Origin of the sequence: Pontibacillus sp. HMF3514, from assembly GCF_009858175.1 — a bacterium.
Taxonomy (GTDB): domain Bacteria; phylum Bacillota; class Bacilli; order Bacillales; family BH030062; genus Pontibacillus.
In genome coordinates, this window is sequence record NZ_CP047393.1 from 626,750 (window position 1) to 639,469 (window position 12,720).

The window sequence follows — 12,720 nt, forward strand, 5'->3', positions numbered from 1 at the left end:
GAGTAGTACTTCTGGGTCTTTTTGATGCACAAAGGGTCAGAACATAATCTAAAAATATAGAAAATTCTCACAATCCCTTCTATAATGGAAAGATAGCAAAACAAATACGTTACTCTATATCTTTTCAAAAGGTGGTAAAAGCATGAATCAAGATTTTAACTCTTATCCCTACTCATCTCAACGAATGACAACATTTGCGCAAAATGGGATGGTGGCAACTTCTCAACCTTTAGCTGCACAAGCTGGACTAGATATTATGAAGCAAGGTGGAAATGCGATTGACGCAGCGATTGCAACGGCGGCTTGTTTAACTGTCGTTGAGCCAACGTCAAATGGCATTGGTGGAGATAACTTTGCCTTAGTTTGGACGAAAGGGAAATTACATGGCTTAAACTCAAGTGGACCATCTCCAGCCTCTATTTCGATCGATGCAGTAAAAGAAAGAGGGCACGAAGAGATCCCGGCTTTCGGTTGGATGCCCGTGACAGTACCAGGTGTCCCGGCTGGCTGGGCTGAGCTTTCAAAGGAATTCGGCAAACTACCTTTTAAAGATGTACTTCAGCCTGCTATCGACTATGCGGAAGATGGTTTTCCTATCTCCCCGGTCCTAGGGAAGTTTTGGAAAGCAGCTTATAATAAATTTAAAGATACTTTATCGGATGAACAGTTCACCTCTTGGTTTGAGACGTTTGCTCCTGATGGAAGAGCACCTGAAATTGGTGAGGTATGGCGTTCACCAGGCCATGCTGAAACACTTCTCTCCATTGCAAAAACGAATGCTGAGAGCTTTTACAAAGGTGACATTGCAGATAAGATTGATGCTTTCTCAAAACAATATGATGGATTTTTAACCAAAGAAGATTTGGGTCAATATAAACCTGAGTGGGTAGATCCGATTCATACGAATTACAGAGGGTTTGATGTATGGGAAATCCCTCCAAATGGTCAAGGATTAGCAGCTCTTATGGCACTTAACACATTAGAAGGCTATGAATTTCCTGAGAAAGAATCAACGGAAAGCTATCACAAAATGATTGAAGCTATGAAACTCGCTTTCGTAGATGGGCAAACGTACATAACGGAAGAGTCTCATATGTCTGTTGATGTCAAAGACTTGCTATCAAAAGAATATGCAAATGAGCGAAGGAAGCTGATTGGAGAAGAAGCGATCACTCCTGAACCAGGCACGCCTCCAAAAGGCGGAACGGTTTACCTAGCCACTGCTGATGATGAAGGGAATATGGTTTCCTTTATTCAGAGTAACTACATGGGCTTCGGATCAGGACTTGTAGTACCTGGAACAGGCATTGCTTTGCAGAATCGTGGGCACAATTTTTCCATGGATCGTAGCCATGATAATTCTCTTGAAGGTCGAAAACGTACGTATCACACGATTATTCCAGGATTTTTGACAAAGGATGATCAACCTGTAGGACCTTTTGGCGTAATGGGAGGTTTCATGCAACCACAAGGTCATGTACAAGTCGTAATGAATACAGTAGACTTTCATCTTAATCCTCAAGCGGCTTTAGATGCACCGCGTTGGCAATGGATGGGAGATAAAACCGTTACTGTAGAACCGCATTTTCCAAATCATATAGCTCAGGCCCTTGCTAGAAAAGGACACAATATCAGGGTTACATTAGATGGCTCTGGTTTTGGAAGAGGCCAGATTATATGGCGTAATCCAGATACAGGCGTATTGTACGGAGGTACAGAATCTCGTACTGATGGATCAATCGCTGCGTGGTAATAAAAGGGGAGGGGCGACCTTGCCCCTTTTCATATTGGAATAGAAAGGATAACTCAACATGAAAGCATTACATATATTTTTAGCCTTTTTCCGAGTAGGAATGCTCGGTTATGGAGGAGGGCCAGCGTCCATTCCGCTCGTTCACAAAGAGGTTGTAGAAAAATATAAGTGGATGAGTGAAGATGATTTTTCTGATGTTCTAGCTTTAGCAAATACGCTACCAGGACCAATAGCAACGAAAATGGCAGGATATATTGGATATCGAGTTCAAGGGTTCCTGGGGATGCTCAATGCAGTTTTAGCTACGATTATTCCTACCATCATACTTATGATTATCTTGCTCACGTCTCTTGCTTCTCTAAAAGACCAACCTTGGGTACAGGGCATGACACAAGCAGTAGTACCAGTTGTTGGAGTGATGCTAGCGGTGCTGACATGGCAGTTTGTAAAAAAGTCTAAGCAAGGGTTAGGATGGACGCCCACGATTATTCTAGCTATTGTTACAGGTCTTCTTATGGAATGGCTAAATATTCATCCTGGGATCATCATTGCCTTATTACTTATTTCAGCTCTTTTGAAAAAAGATAAAAACGTTGAGGGGGCATCTTCATGATTTTATGGAAGATCTTTTTAGCTTTTTTCATCCCCGGGATACTAGGGTATGGAGGAGGTCCAGCGTCCATCCCTCTTGTGGAAAATGAAGTCGTGAAACGGTATGAATGGTTATCGGTAAATGAGTTCAGTGAGGTATTAGCGATGGGGAATGCATTGCCAGGTCCGATTGCGACGAAAATGGCAGGGTACATTGGCTTCCAACAAGCAGGGTTAGCAGGAGCTGCTGTTGGGATTTTTGCTACAGTCGCCCCTTCTTTAATTTTAATGATTGCGTTACTGAGCATTTTATATAAATTTAAAGACTCTCCTAAAGTCAAACGAATGACCATGTACATAAGACCAACAATTGCAGTGTTACTTGCACTCATAGCCTTTCGTTTTTTCTTCACTTCGTATGAAGGAGGAGGGTTTTGGCATACGAGTTTTCTTATCGTCACTAGTTTTATTCTGCTTGAGAAAGTAAAACTACACCCAGCTTTTGTTATAGTTGGAGCATTAGGGTACGGTGCCTTGTTCATGAGTTAACATTAGATAATCAAAAGAGCTTGGATGCTTTTCAATCCAAGCTCTTTCTTAAAAAGGAAAGAAAGTATAATTTGTACTGTTCTTCACACGAACATTAGACTATATGTTCCAAATGTGAACAAAATAGAATAAAAAAAGCGACTGATTGACCAGCCGCTAACAGTTGATTGTTCTTACTTCCTTGCACGATAAAAGGGGAGGAATCTGTGCGCATCAGATTTATGATGCTATAAGGAGAACAATCTCTTATTCACAGTTTTATCCACATAGTCAACAGTTTATACATCAGACTTCCAAGTTTTTATACACATTTTCCACAAAAAGAAAGAAAGTTATCCACAGAACTTTATGCACAAAACCACCATATGTGTAACAGGGGATCGACATGGTTGTTCACAATGTGCACAATGTTGTGGATAACTTTCTTCAACAGGGGGGAGTAGGATTATGACAAATCCTTTAGTATCTATGTACCCTTTTTCGACAAGTTTAATCCTACGATTTTTTTGTGTTTCGCTGAATTTTACTTGCACGATCAAATTGTTTTGAGTATAGAACTTCTTGAGTTTTAGAAAGCTTGCTTTTCTCTTCGCGTACTGCTCTTGCTTTGGATTTCATATCAAAACCTCCTCATGTATTGTTCACAGTATTTCCTTCTAAGGGGGAGAATATACGAAAAGGGTGCATCTCAACAGATAGAGAGGCACCCTTTTAAAATCCTTTATGCTTCTTGTGCATGTTCATCTTCATCAGCAGTACGATAGTAGTGAAACTCATACTGATCTTTCGTAATGACGTAGAGGTCGAAAACATCTTCTTGTGCATTAATATAGTTGTACACATCCTCGTATAATTCGTTAGCCTTTATGCAGTAGGATAATTTCTCTGCGGCTTTTTGAGAACGGATATTTGTTTTACGAATCTTCATAAATACCGCCTCGATATTAAGTTCAAAAAATAGCTCAACGAAGAAGGCGTCTTTTGCGGGTTGATTGTAGCCTTTTCCGTGGTAAGGTTTACCGATCCATGTTGCTAAAAACCCAGTGTTGTCTTGGATGTCAAATAAGTTTATTGTACCTATGGGTTGATGCCATTCATCAAGAATCGTGCGAGAAATGAGCTCTCCATGCTCTTCTGCTTCTAACGTTTGTCTTGTTAGAAAGTAGAACTCATCAGAAGAATAACATTTGTGTCGAACGTAAGGGAATACATCAGGGTGTGACATTAAATCAAATAACACTGGGGACTCCAACAAATCGCGCTTTTTTAACATAAAAAAATCCCTCCTGGTATCAAGAGGGCAGAAAAAGACAGGGGAGTCCCCAGTGGTGTCGATTCCACCCTCGAATTTTTATCAGTTGCTCACAAAAATCCGGGGTGGGAATCGAACCCACTAGAACCAGCCTGAGCCGGTGACGCACCATTTGCCTTCCCTGGGAAATTGTATTGTAAAACACGTATGATTTCTCATCATAAATTCTAGATTAATCATAATCGATTTTCTCCAAAAAAGGAATAGGTTTTTTGTTGATTTTTTGTAAACTTTTAAAATGGGCTTATCCCTTGATACTTAAGGGATAGAGAGGGAAGTCATTGCCATAAAAAAGTGTGGTTTTTTGATGTCTAGCTCCAGCGCCTTTCTTATACAATCTCACCATTGATCATAGTCCAAATAGGTTTAGCTAAAAAATCAAAAGGATGTCCATTCCATAAAACGAGGTCAGCATCCTTGCCAACTTCAATGCTACCAATTCGGTTGTCCACACCTAGATTACGAGCAGGGAGAATGGTGATGCCCTCCATTGCTTTCTCAAGGGATAATCCTTCCCTGGCAGCGAGAGCAGCGCATACATTCAAATACTGAATAGGTGTGTAAGGGTGATCCGTTGTAATGGAAACATTAATCCCATGGTCCGTTAATGTTTGATAAGTTTGCCAGGATTTGTTCTTAACTTCGATTTTTGATTTTCGAGTAAGTGTCGGACCTACGCAGACTTGTAGATCACGTCCAGCAAGCTCCTCTGCTATAAAATGACCTTCCGTACAATGTTCAATACGCAAATCAAGGTTAAATTCTTCAGCGAAGCGAACGGCACTTAATATATCATCTGCTCTGTGAGCATGAACTCGGATGGGGATTTCGCGTTTAAGTGCTTGAATAATAGGAGCGTTACGAGGATCTTCAGGGTGCTCACACCATTGAGCTCTTGTAAATGTTTCTCGCAACATTCCCATAATTCCCATACGTGTGATTGAATCGTTTCTGGATTGCGAGTGGATCCGTTTTGGATTTTCACCAAGTGCAATTTTTAATCCAGCTGTTTCTCTCACAAGCATGTTGCTGATATTTTTTCCGGTCGTTTTAATGACCGAGGTTGTTCCGCCAATAATATTTTGACTCCCAGGCATGATATGCGCAGAGGTAATGCCATATTTACGAGCGTCATGAAAGGCAGTATCAAGTGGGTGGCAGCTGTCTAGAGCTCGAATATGTGGTGCTAGCGGATCAATCGTCTCATTTGCATCGTTTCCCGCCCAGCCTGTGCCTTCATCATATAAGCCAAGGTGTGTGTGAACATCAATAAATCCTGGGAAAAGATGTTTCCCTTCTCCATCCATCATGTTAGCTTCGCTTTCATGTTTAACACGATTACCGAAGGCAACAATTTTACCATTCTCAATCAAAACTTCCCCATTTTCTATTATTGCTGAAGTAATAGGGTGAATCTGTACATTTTTTATGACCGTTTGCATTTTGTATCGGTTTTTCCTTTCTCTATAGAAGGATATCTCTCAAAGCTGGCTCAAGTTGTGGATATTTGAATTCATACCCGTGATCAATGGCTTTTTGTGGATATACATATTGACCTTGTAATAACAGCATACTCATCTCACCAAGCATAAGCTTTAGAGCAGGTGAAGGAGCTGGTAACCAGTGAGGTTTATTTAAAACGTTGGCTATGGTTTTACCTAGATCTTTGTTCCGTTTAGGATTTGGAGCTGTAGCGTTTACTGGTCCAATGATATCTGAATTGTGAATAGAATAAAGGATTAATCCAACAATATCTTGAATATGTATCCAAGACATCCATTGCTCTCCATTCCCCACAGGACCACCTGCCATCAACTTGTATGGCTTAGCCATTTTCGGCAGTGCGCCTTCCTCACCTAAAATGACCCCAAAACGCATATAGACAGTACGCACTTTAAACTGCTGGGCTTTATGAGCACGGCGTTCCCATTCGGTTACAACTTCCGCTAAAAAATCATCACCAGGTGTTGTTGTTTCTTCTGTAAATGTTTCGGTTTGGGATGTTCCGTAATACCCAACGGCAGAGGCATTTACAAGTACATCTGGTTTTTTCTCTAACTTCTCAATAAGGTCCAATACAGCGTTTGTTGCTTCTATGCGGCTATTCATGATGCGTTTTTTCATATCTTCAGTCCAACGACCACTATTTAAATTTTCTCCTGCTAAGTTCACGATGGCATCGAGACTCTGAATTTCCTTTTCAGGTTCCATACCTTCCTTTAACCAACCAACATATTTAATTTGGTCTGTATTGTAATGCTTTTCAGGACTTCTTGTTAATATAAAAATTTCATGTCCTTCATGGGCGAGCTGGCGTGTTAAGTGTGTTCCTACAAAACCTGTTCCTCCAGTCACAGCAATACGCATGAGAAAACCTCCTATTTCATTACATTAATTTTATATTAGTTTTGCTTAAAAAGCGATATAAGTTTCATTGTCTGAAATTTTATATTAAATTTTGCTAAAATATAAATGAGGTGAAGAACCATGCCAAAGATTTCGCGAATCACGACTCAGAAAAAGAATAAACAACGATATAATATTTTTGTAGATGATCAGTATGCCTTCAGTGTTGATGAAGATATACTCGTTCAATATACGCTCCGAAAAGGAATGGAAATTGATCAAGAAACGATGGATGAGTTAGTCCGCAAAGATGGTTTCCATAAAGCATTTACCCTTGCTATCAACTATTTAAGCTATCGGATGCGTTCAGAAAAGGAAATTCGTACATATTTAGATGAGAAAGAAATTGATGAAGAAAAAGTGGAATATGTAGTCAATCGACTGAAGCAAGAAAATTACATGGACGATGGAGAATTTGCAGCTGCGTTGGTTCGTACACGTATCCATACATCAAGTAAAGGCCCTTTGCTAGTAAAGAAGGAGTTAATCGAAAAGGGTGTCTCTCCTCATGTAGCGGAGGATGCCATGCAACATTATACGTTTGATGTACAGGTAGAAAAAGCAACAAAATGGGTAGAGAAAAAATTACGGTTAGACGGAAAAAAATCATTTCGTGAACAAATTCAAAAGGTTCAACAGACACTCATGCAAAAAGGTTTTCCTAAAGACGTCATTACTGAGGCGATGGCGAATGTCGAGGAAGAAAATGATGAGGACGCTGAATGGGAAGCAGTAGTGTATCAAGGTGAAAAAGCGTTAAGGAAATATGCTCAAAAGGCTGAGGGTTTTGAATTAAAGCATAAGTTGAAAGGTGCTCTTTATCGGAAAGGATTTTCGTTTGAGTTGATTGAACGTTTTATTGAAGAGTATGTGGATGGTAGAGAATAAGGAGGAAGCGTTATGGGGTTAATTATTTATTTTGCCTTATTTGTGATGTTCATCTTTACTTTCTTAAGAATTGGTCAAATAAGGGACATGATGGATCAACAAATGAAGCATAACGAAGAACTTATTAAGGAAATGCAAGAAATAAAAGAAGAATTGAAAAAACGCCCTGAGTGAAAAACATTTGCAGGGCGTTTATTTATAATTGGCTACTTACTAACGTGTATTTCAGCACGTCCATCATCATGTTCGATAATGTACTTAGCAACATTCATTGGAGATGTTAACCGGGAAGGATTGTCCACGTGGTCGGAATCATCCCAAAATGGTGTGTTCATACCTCCCATATAAACTGCAGTTACGTCTACATTGGTATTTTCAAATTCCTTTTGAAGACTTTCTGTAAAGCCGCGCTGAGCAAATTTACTTGCGCAATAAGCAGACTCGTTCACTTTACCGCGTAATCCTGCTGTGGAGATAATATTTAAAATGCGTCCACCATTTTTTTCAATTAATGGTAGAGCAGCTTGTGTCATATAAATTGTGCCTTTTATATTGGTGTTCATCATAAGTGTGATATCGGCGCTATCCAACTCCTGAACAGGGCCGAACACCCCAATACCAGCATTGTTAATCAGAACATCAAGCTGTTCCATTCTATCCACAGCTTTTTGCACAGAACCAGGTTCCGTTACATCACATAAGATTACTTCTGATTTTCCACCTGCGTCTTCAATTTCACGTTGAACAAGGGATAGGTTATCTTCCGTTCTTCCTAATAAGTAAATGTAGTTGTCTTTTTTTGCATATTCTTCTGCAAGCGCAGCACCAAGTCCTGTACCTGCTCCGGTAATTGCAATATATGTCATCGTGTGAGCTCCTTTCTCATGTTGGGATCAAAGTTCTTGGAATCATTCCTTTTCTATTGTGTACAATCGTTGCTAAAATGTAAAACAAAGGGGTGTTCAGAAGATGGAAAGAAGATATAGTGATATGACAGTGGAGGAACTGCGTGATTCAGTAGCTCAGCTGACAGAACAAGCAAGAAAAGCTGAACAAATGGGAATGGTCAATGAGTATGCGGTTTATCAGCGTAAAATTATTATGGCCAAATCCTATATGATGAATCCAGGAGATTTCAAACCAGGTGAAGTATATGAAATAGATGGTGACCCGGGCATGTTTTTTGAAATTGATTATATGAATGGTATTTTTGCATGGGGTACTCGGAAGGATCAAAATGGTGCGATTCATGGTGAACAAGGTGAAGAAGCACTGCCTATTTCAATGTTTGGATCGAAAGTGAATTAAAATACTCTTCCTGCAGTCTTTGGTGAAAAAGGCTGCTTTTGTTTTATGATAAATTATTCCGTTAAATGGTAGGATTGTTGAAGACTTGAAACTGAGAGGAGTCCGTTGCTGTTGAGTAATTTGTTGCGGTCAGTGAAACGGCAAGCCTGTTGTTGCCCCACACGACGTGGGGTAGTTCTACGTTGCCACATGATGTGGCGGTTTTAGTAGAACCTCCATTGTATAGCCTCCTCGTTCCTGCGGGGTCTCGTCTTGCCTTTGCTACCACGACAGTTTGCCGTTTCCTTCCCTCCACGCGATTATGGAAACTAACGGACCATAATTTGGCTTTCCCACCTCATGTTGGTTGGAAATCATATTCAGAGAAGTTGTTCAGAGCCTTGTCATGATAGGGTAATACTACCTGGAATCAGAACAACTCATCCCTGAACTAAGGCGGTTCCGTTAATCTCCATTCTGCTAAGGCGGGCTGTGGAACGGGTTGACTCCTCCGGTAGAAAGGGCGAGCGAGATCCCGCAGGAACGAAGTGACGAGGAAGATCGATCGGTCTTCCGGGGAAAGCAACCCGTTCCACAGCCCGCCGATCTGCACAAAAGCAACGGAACCATACGCACATTATCTCGATTCCAAGTCTTCCACATAAGGGGGCTATAATGAAGTAAGAATAGAAGAGAAGGTTTTTTTATGAAGAATTTTTGAATACGGTTGCATTTTCTTCATGGGTATTTTATAATTTTTTAGTGTTTTGACACGCTAAAGACAAACAGAAAGGGAATCGTTTTCACATACATATTTAGGTATGGCGGATTCCTACAATACATTCGATAAAGTGCACATTGATTGTTGGTAAAAACATTAAACAATAATAACACCTTTATCGGTTACCCTAATAGGGTAGAAGCTATAATAGGAAGTTCATGTAAACATTTTTATAAAGGAGAGATTTTTCATGGCACAACAAACGGTTAAAATCACAGCGAACGACGGTGTACACGCACGTCCAGCAACAGTACTTGTTCAAGAAGCAGGTAAGTACAAAGCAGACATTAACCTTGAGTACAATGGTAAAGATGTAAATTTAAAATCCATCATGGGTATCATGTCTTTAGGGATCCCATCTGGTGCAGAGGTTACATTCAAAGCTGAAGGTAGCGACGAAGACGAAGCACTTGAAGCAATCATCAACGTTGTTAAAGATCAAGGTCTTGGTGAATAATACGTTTATGTAAGCAGCTCTTTTGTAGGGGCTGCTTTTTTATTTGTACGGGTGTTTTGTATCTACTCATTCGATACATTTTTCTCCTTATCTAAGTTTGTTATGATAAGCATAGAGAGTAATAAGGGGTGGGGTCGATGAGCATTGGTTTTAAAGGTACTAAAGAAAAGCAAAGAGAGATTATCTTAAGTGCAGCTAAGCCGTTATTCATGGAACAAGGATATGAGGCAACGTCTCTTAATCAAATAGCTCAAGAGACAGATATTAAAGAAAGAGAAATCTTTAAAGTTTTTGAATCAAAAAGTGATTTGTTTATTGAAGTGTTGGCAAGTGAGTTTCAGTTAGATCAAGATCCAAAAGAAATAACTTTTGCAAAGACGGATTTAAACAAAGCCTCTTCAGAAATTGTTTATGAATACATCTTGAATAGGTTAAACAGTTATCGATTGTTTGGGAAGAAAATGATGAAAGAAGTTATGTCGCTTGGGCTATCTTTAGCAAAAACCAAGCCTGAAATGATTAAAAAGTTCATTCATCTTGATTTTTTATTTGTAGATGATTTGATTGAATTTCTTGATGAACTAAAAGGGAAGCATGTTCTGGATGATTCGTTTGATTCTGTGCAAGCTGCAGAAACGATTTATAGCACGTTGGCTTTTGAATTTCTCATTTATATTTATCAGGAAAATCATACACAAGAGCAGTTTCAACAAGGTATCAAAAAGAAAGTGGACTTTATTATGAATTAAAAAAGAAGAGGGAAGACCTCTCCTTTTTTAGCCCAGCAGATGTTGTACGTTTTTAGAAAAAATTCGACAAATGGTTCAGCAATCTACGTTCGTTTACGCATTTGAACCTGCGTAATATACTCAGATTGCGTTTGTTGCGTTTCACCATTAACTTGGTCGAATGCATGTTTTGGGTTGGCGCGTGGTGATTGGAAAGGGTCGCTGTATAAATTCTTGAAAAACTTCTTGTCTGGTCGTTTTTCCGGTTTATTATTGGCCATAACAGGATCCCTCCTAAGAATCTTTACGTTGGGAAGATTTGCGCATACGTTCCTGAGGACGGGTGTTGATCGTTCCGTTTGCTCGTTTGGAAGCGTATGCGGGTTTTGCTTGAGGTTCACCATTTGGTTTCTCCTCTGGGAAATGCACAGTTTTATTTCGTACCATACAAAATACCTCCAGCCTATAACTGTTCGCATGTACACCTTTTTTGAGGTGTATGATTAGTATGTTCATCAACTGCGGGACATATGTGATACAATAGGAGAGGAAAGTTGGAAACAATAGAGGTGATTGACATGGAAGATATTTTTGAACGATTAGCCAATCGTCTATGTGATATGAATAATGAATTATCCATGACGCAAGCGCGTATTTGGGTTGAATATTTGTGGGAAGATTTTGAAACGACACGTGCAAAAGCCGGTCGTGAATATGAAGGGAAAGAAGTCACTGAGCGTGTTGTAACGCAATGGATCAATAGCTATGGACCTCGCCTTCATGAGTTTGTTTCAAATAACCCTAGATATGAACATTTATTGCAAAATGAGGATCGCAGATTGCATTAAAAAGAACGATAAAATCCTACCGCTTTATTTCAGAGCGGTAGGATTTTATATTACTTGGTCATTCTTTTCAGGTCGGTACAGCATCCAATTTTTTCTGTAGTTTCTCTTCAGAGAAAATCCATCCAGTGTACGAAGATAGGATGTTATGGTCATCATCGAGTGTTACAACGGCTACGAAAGGATATCTCCCTTTTGAGCGGTAGCGCAAGTCGATAAAGCGAACCTCTGTATAGTCATCAAATTCATCAATCTCCCAACGATAAACAGGGGAGAATGACAAAAATGCATCAAGGTTATCGTCCTGAATGGCTTTATTCATGATTGGTATATCAGGTAATGGCTTACGATAAAATTGATCAATAATCTCAATGTGACCATTTTCAGCACGACCTACATAAAAATGATCTCGGGTGGTAATGGCAATTCGCCAAATGTTATGACGAATTGTTGGGGAAGTAACAATTTGTTCCACATTTGTATAATAGTTTTCAATCTCTTTTACCATTTGGCGCTTGTCAAAGTAACGTTTCAAGTAATACAGTATGATCACAAAATACAAAATGAGAAACGTATAACCAGGATTTGCCCCTAATAACCAAGCGACAATTCCTACTACATGAAGAAGGAAAATATAAGGATCAAACGTATTGATAAACCCGTATGCTACCCATCGTCTCGTGAATGGGCGATAAGCCTGTGTACCATATGCATTAAACACATCAACAAATACGTGTAAAATGACAGCCAAAAAAGTCCACAGCCATAAATGGAAAAAGTCTACTTGCGGGTAAAACGCAAAAATACCTCCTGAAAGTCCGATTCCCCATAATAAAATAGCAGGAATAGAATGGGTGATACCGCGGTGATTTCGTATATAGACGGCATTATTTCTTAATTTTAATACAGTATCTAAGTCTGGTGCTTGGGAACCAATCATGGTGCCTACAAAAACAGCATTAAATAGCATTGGGTCTTGTTGAACAGCGGGATCTAATGTTGCTAAGCCACCAAGGGCAACCCCCATAACAGTATGGGTACCTGTATCCATTTATAGGTTTCCTCCTTTGAGGTATGTGGGATAGTGTATAAAAGTTATAAAACGATTTAATTATTTGAATGC

General features: G+C 39.6%; 17 protein-coding genes. 9 read left to right on the forward strand and 8 right to left on the reverse strand.

Translation table 11 applies throughout. The features are described 5' to 3' along the window. The first annotated feature begins 142 nt into the window (after positions 1 to 142). Genes GS400_RS03280 through GS400_RS03290 form a run of 3 tightly spaced genes read left to right on the forward strand, consistent with a single transcriptional unit; the run spans position 143 to position 2,893 of the window. On the forward strand, positions 143 to 1,753 hold the full coding sequence (locus GS400_RS03280) for a gamma-glutamyltransferase family protein (RefSeq protein ID WP_160099001.1): 1,611 nt from the start codon (positions 143 to 145) through the stop codon (positions 1,751 to 1,753). A 58-nt stretch (positions 1,754 to 1,811) separates the two neighbouring features. Next, complete coding sequence (locus GS400_RS03285; protein ID WP_160099002.1) at positions 1,812 to 2,366, forward strand: chromate transporter; 555 nt, start codon at positions 1,812 to 1,814, stop codon at positions 2,364 to 2,366. Next, the gene (locus GS400_RS03290) at positions 2,363 to 2,893 is read left to right on the forward strand and encodes a chromate transporter (RefSeq protein ID WP_160099003.1); all 531 of its coding nucleotides are present in this window, start codon (positions 2,363 to 2,365) and stop codon (positions 2,891 to 2,893) included. The genes GS400_RS03285 and GS400_RS03290 overlap by 4 nt, the downstream gene beginning before the upstream one ends. A 495-nt stretch (positions 2,894 to 3,388) precedes the next feature. Here the strand turns inward: GS400_RS03290 and GS400_RS03295 are convergent, their stop codons facing one another. The 4 genes from GS400_RS03295 to GS400_RS03310 all read right to left on the reverse strand — a co-directional run bounded on the left by GS400_RS03295 (position 3,389) and on the right by GS400_RS03310 (position 6,572). Next, a complete protein-coding gene (locus GS400_RS03295) occupies positions 3,389 to 3,511 on the reverse strand; it encodes a YfhE family protein (RefSeq protein WP_154657358.1) in 123 nt (40 codons plus the stop codon). A 103-nt stretch (positions 3,512 to 3,614) separates the two neighbouring features. Further along, positions 3,615 to 4,166: a GNAT family N-acetyltransferase gene (locus tag GS400_RS03300; RefSeq protein WP_160099004.1), complete on the reverse strand. Its 552-nt coding sequence runs from the start codon at positions 4,164 to 4,166 to the stop codon at positions 3,615 to 3,617. A gap of 368 nt (positions 4,167 to 4,534) precedes the next feature. Then, a complete protein-coding gene (locus GS400_RS03305) occupies positions 4,535 to 5,647 on the reverse strand; it encodes an amidohydrolase (protein WP_160099006.1) in 1,113 nt (370 codons plus the stop codon). Positions 5,648 to 5,669: 22 nt separating this feature from the next. Next, the gene (locus GS400_RS03310; RefSeq protein ID WP_160099008.1) at positions 5,670 to 6,572 is read right to left on the reverse strand and encodes a TIGR01777 family oxidoreductase; all 903 of its coding nucleotides are present in this window, start codon (positions 6,570 to 6,572) and stop codon (positions 5,670 to 5,672) included. Positions 6,573 to 6,692: 120 nt separating this feature from the next. On the opposite strand from GS400_RS03310, the gene recX reads away from it, so the two are divergent. Together recX and GS400_RS03320 are read left to right on the forward strand one after the other, a co-directional pair. Continuing rightward, positions 6,693 to 7,499 (forward strand): recombination regulator RecX, encoded by an 807-nt coding sequence (recX, locus tag GS400_RS03315; protein WP_160099010.1) that lies wholly within the window; start codon positions 6,693 to 6,695, stop codon positions 7,497 to 7,499. 12 nt (positions 7,500 to 7,511) lie between these two features. Further along, positions 7,512 to 7,673, forward strand: coding sequence for a hypothetical protein (locus tag GS400_RS03320; RefSeq protein ID WP_160099012.1), 162 nt, complete (start codon positions 7,512 to 7,514; stop codon positions 7,671 to 7,673). A gap of 32 nt (positions 7,674 to 7,705) precedes the next feature. Here GS400_RS03320 and GS400_RS03325 read toward each other — a convergent pair whose 3' ends face one another. After that, positions 7,706 to 8,365, reverse strand: a complete 660-nt coding sequence (locus GS400_RS03325) for an SDR family NAD(P)-dependent oxidoreductase (protein WP_160099014.1) — start codon at positions 8,363 to 8,365, stop codon at positions 7,706 to 7,708. A 103-nt stretch (positions 8,366 to 8,468) separates the two neighbouring features. On the opposite strand from GS400_RS03325, the gene GS400_RS03330 reads away from it, so the two are divergent. The 3 genes from GS400_RS03330 to GS400_RS03340 all read left to right on the forward strand — a co-directional run bounded on the left by GS400_RS03330 (position 8,469) and on the right by GS400_RS03340 (position 10,773). Continuing rightward, positions 8,469 to 8,807: a YfhH family protein gene (locus GS400_RS03330; RefSeq protein ID WP_160099016.1), complete on the forward strand. Its 339-nt coding sequence runs from the start codon at positions 8,469 to 8,471 to the stop codon at positions 8,805 to 8,807. A 950-nt stretch (positions 8,808 to 9,757) separates the two neighbouring features. Continuing rightward, the gene (locus tag GS400_RS03335; protein ID WP_027446741.1) at positions 9,758 to 10,024 is read left to right on the forward strand and encodes a phosphocarrier protein HPr; all 267 of its coding nucleotides are present in this window, start codon (positions 9,758 to 9,760) and stop codon (positions 10,022 to 10,024) included. 137 nt (positions 10,025 to 10,161) lie between these two features. Beyond that, complete coding sequence (locus tag GS400_RS03340; RefSeq protein WP_160099018.1) at positions 10,162 to 10,773, forward strand: TetR/AcrR family transcriptional regulator; 612 nt, start codon at positions 10,162 to 10,164, stop codon at positions 10,771 to 10,773. An 83-nt stretch (positions 10,774 to 10,856) separates the two neighbouring features. Here the strand turns inward: GS400_RS03340 and GS400_RS03345 are convergent, their stop codons facing one another. Both GS400_RS03345 and sspK read right to left on the reverse strand, forming a co-directional pair. Then, positions 10,857 to 11,033, reverse strand: a complete 177-nt coding sequence (locus GS400_RS03345) for a YpzG family protein (RefSeq protein ID WP_160099020.1) — start codon at positions 11,031 to 11,033, stop codon at positions 10,857 to 10,859. A 13-nt stretch (positions 11,034 to 11,046) separates the two neighbouring features. Then, complete coding sequence (sspK, locus tag GS400_RS03350) at positions 11,047 to 11,199, reverse strand: small, acid-soluble spore protein K (protein ID WP_160099022.1); 153 nt, start codon at positions 11,197 to 11,199, stop codon at positions 11,047 to 11,049. Positions 11,200 to 11,306: 107 nt separating this feature from the next. Here sspK and GS400_RS03355 point away from each other — a divergent pair, with 107 nt between their 5' ends. Continuing rightward, complete coding sequence (locus GS400_RS03355; protein WP_370519740.1) at positions 11,307 to 11,600, forward strand: YfhJ family protein; 294 nt, start codon at positions 11,307 to 11,309, stop codon at positions 11,598 to 11,600. 67 nt (positions 11,601 to 11,667) lie between these two features. On the opposite strand, the gene GS400_RS03360 is transcribed toward GS400_RS03355, so the two are convergent. After that, positions 11,668 to 12,648, reverse strand: a complete 981-nt coding sequence (locus GS400_RS03360; RefSeq protein WP_160099024.1) for a metal-dependent hydrolase — start codon at positions 12,646 to 12,648, stop codon at positions 11,668 to 11,670. Between the last annotated feature and the right edge of the window lie 72 nt (positions 12,649 to 12,720).

Coding starts and splice junctions, on each gene's coding strand:
- GS400_RS03280 (WP_160099001.1), top strand. CDS start 143: ATGAATCAAGATTTTAACTCTTATCCCTACTCATCTCAACGAATGACA.
- GS400_RS03285 (WP_160099002.1), top strand. CDS start 1,812: ATGAAAGCATTACATATATTTTTAGCCTTTTTCCGAGTAGGAATGCTC.
- GS400_RS03290 (WP_160099003.1), top strand. CDS start 2,363: ATGATTTTATGGAAGATCTTTTTAGCTTTTTTCATCCCCGGGATACTA.
- GS400_RS03295 (WP_154657358.1), bottom strand. CDS start 3,511: ATGAAATCCAAAGCAAGAGCAGTACGCGAAGAGAAAAGCAAGCTTTCT.
- GS400_RS03300 (WP_160099004.1), bottom strand. CDS start 4,166: ATGTTAAAAAAGCGCGATTTGTTGGAGTCCCCAGTGTTATTTGATTTA.
- GS400_RS03305 (WP_160099006.1), bottom strand. CDS start 5,647: ATGCAAACGGTCATAAAAAATGTACAGATTCACCCTATTACTTCAGCA.
- GS400_RS03310 (WP_160099008.1), bottom strand. CDS start 6,572: ATGCGTATTGCTGTGACTGGAGGAACAGGTTTTGTAGGAACACACTTA.
- recX (WP_160099010.1), top strand. CDS start 6,693: ATGCCAAAGATTTCGCGAATCACGACTCAGAAAAAGAATAAACAACGA.
- GS400_RS03320 (WP_160099012.1), top strand. CDS start 7,512: ATGGGGTTAATTATTTATTTTGCCTTATTTGTGATGTTCATCTTTACT.
- GS400_RS03325 (WP_160099014.1), bottom strand. CDS start 8,365: ATGACATATATTGCAATTACCGGAGCAGGTACAGGACTTGGTGCTGCG.
- GS400_RS03330 (WP_160099016.1), top strand. CDS start 8,469: ATGGAAAGAAGATATAGTGATATGACAGTGGAGGAACTGCGTGATTCA.
- GS400_RS03335 (WP_027446741.1), top strand. CDS start 9,758: ATGGCACAACAAACGGTTAAAATCACAGCGAACGACGGTGTACACGCA.
- GS400_RS03340 (WP_160099018.1), top strand. CDS start 10,162: ATGAGCATTGGTTTTAAAGGTACTAAAGAAAAGCAAAGAGAGATTATC.
- GS400_RS03345 (WP_160099020.1), bottom strand. CDS start 11,033: ATGGCCAATAATAAACCGGAAAAACGACCAGACAAGAAGTTTTTCAAG.
- sspK (WP_160099022.1), bottom strand. CDS start 11,199: ATGGTACGAAATAAAACTGTGCATTTCCCAGAGGAGAAACCAAATGGT.
- GS400_RS03360 (WP_160099024.1), bottom strand. CDS start 12,648: ATGGATACAGGTACCCATACTGTTATGGGGGTTGCCCTTGGTGGCTTA.